2 protein-coding genes and 1 pseudogene are annotated in these 1,866 nt (G+C 72.6%); 1 reads left to right on the top strand and 2 read right to left on the bottom strand.

Annotated elements, in window-relative coordinates; all coding sequences use genetic code 11:
- A pseudogene (locus tag FHE66_RS05375) lies at positions 1–183 on the bottom strand (citrate synthase); the annotation flags it as partial.
- 26 nt (positions 184–209) lie between these two features.
- Positions 210–716 carry a MarR family winged helix-turn-helix transcriptional regulator gene (locus FHE66_RS05370; RefSeq protein ID WP_176554664.1) on the bottom strand — a complete coding sequence of 169 codons (507 nt, stop codon included), beginning with the start codon at positions 714–716 and terminating at the stop codon, positions 210–212.
- Positions 717–838: 122 nt separating this feature from the next.
- Between FHE66_RS05370 and FHE66_RS05365 the strand changes: the two genes are divergently transcribed.
- Positions 839–1,866, top strand: a 1,028-nt coding sequence (locus tag FHE66_RS05365; protein WP_255303608.1) for an MMPL family transporter, incomplete at its 3' end; no start/stop codon positions are given.

Genomic DNA, 1,866 nt, shown 5'->3' with positions numbered 1-1,866 from the left:
GTCGCCGGTGCGCACCGGCAGCGGGAAGGGCTCGGCAGGGGGGAGGGCGGGGGCGGCGACGCCGTCGACGAGCAGCCCCCACACCGACTCGAAGGGGTGGTCGAGGATCTCGGCGACGGGGCGGCCGCGGTAGCGGGGCTCGTTGTCGGGGCTCAGGGTGAAGATCGGCGGGGTGTCGTTCATCACAGAGGATGGTAGGGGCTCCCGGCTCAGACCTCCTCCCGCTCCTCCTGCAGGGGCAGGTCGGCGATCATCTTGATGAGCAGGACGCGCAGCTCGGCGGTCTCCTGCGGCGACAGCGACGTGCCGATGAGCGACTCGACCGACTGGGCGTGGTCCAGCGCGTGGAGCGCCTCGAGGCCGGACGGGGTGAGCTCGACGACGTGACGGCGCCGGTCGCCCGGGTGGGGGGCGCGCGTGATGTGCCCGTTGGCCTGCAATCCCCGCAGGACGCGGCCGATCGACTGCTCGGTGACGTGCATCTTGGCGGCGATCTCCCGCTGGGAGAGCGAACCGCGGGACAGGACGACGAGCACCGGGACCGAGGCGTGGGTGAGGTCCCACTGCTGGAGGTAGGCGTCCCACGCCCGTTCGACGCGGCGGGCGGCGGCGGAGAGGAGTCGCCCGGTGGGCCAGGTCTCCGGGGGAGGGTAGGCCTGGCCCGGGGTCGCCTGCGTGGCGCCCTGCGTCTCGACCGTGGTGCCTGCTTCCGTCACAACGTCCTTTCCCACCCGGCTTGCATCGTCACGCCGCCTCCACCATATTACTAAGCGTGCTTAGTGTTCAGGGTGGCCGTAGCGCCCCAACTCATCGTAAGTCCGAAGGACGCGGCGGCGCCGTGGTCCGCGCACTCGTCCTCGTCGCCGTCCTCGCCGTCTGGCTCGGGGTCGCCGCCTTCGGTGGCATGGCGCAGGGCACCCTGTCCGAGGTCCAGGAGAACGACCAGGCCGCGTTCCTCCCCGAGAGCGCGGAGTCGACCCGCGCCGACGAGATCGCCCGCGAGTTCGCCGGCGACCAGCCGCTGCCCGCGCTCGTGGTCGCGACGCCCGCCGGCGGCGGGGCGCTGACCCCGGCGCAGCTCCAGGCGGCCGAGGCCTTCGCCGCCGAGATCCCTCAGCTCGAGCTGCCCGACGGCAGCACGGTCGGTGACGTCATCGAGGGTCCGGTCCCCGTCATCCCGGCCGAGGACGGCGAGGCGCTCCTCTTCCCCGTCTCGATCTCCGCCGACGCGGCGGAGGAGACCCTCGGTGACACGGAGGAGGGCACCACCGGCGCCGTCGTCGCCGCGCTGCGTGAGCTCGCCGCCGACACGCTCGTCGGCGCCGACCTCGACGCCTGGGTCACCGGGCCGGCGGGCTTCGTCGCCGACCTCGTCTCGGCCTTCGGCGGCATCGACGGAGTCCTGCTCCTCGTCGCGCTCGTCGTCGTCCTCGTCATCCTCTTCATCGTCTACCGCTCGCCGAGCCTGCCCTTCACGGTGCTCCTCACCGCGGTGTTCGCGCTGTGCGCGGCCGCGCTCGTCGTCAAGCCGCTCGCAGCCAACGGCACGATCCTGCTCAACGGCCAGAGCCAGGGCATCCTCTCGATCCTCGTCATCGGCGCGGCCACGGACTACTCCCTGCTCATCGTGGCCCGCTACCGCGAGGAGCTCACCCGTCACGCGCTCCCGACGGACGCGATGAAGGTGGCGTGGAAGGCCTCCCTGCCGCCGATCGTCGCGAGCGCCGGCACCGTCATCGTCGGTCTGCTGTGCCTCCTGCTCTCGGACCTCGGCTCCAACGCGAGCCTCGGCCCGGTGGGCGCGATCGGCATCGCCGCCTCCGTCCTCGCCGCGCTCACCCTGCTGCCGGCGTTCCTCCTCATCGG

It is taken from the genome of Georgenia sp. 311 (assembly GCF_006151955.1).
Lineage (GTDB): Bacteria > Actinomycetota > Actinomycetes > Actinomycetales > Actinomycetaceae > Oceanitalea > Oceanitalea wutianyii.
Note: the sequence above shows the minus strand (reverse complement) of the source record. Positions and strands in the feature narration are given on the sequence as shown.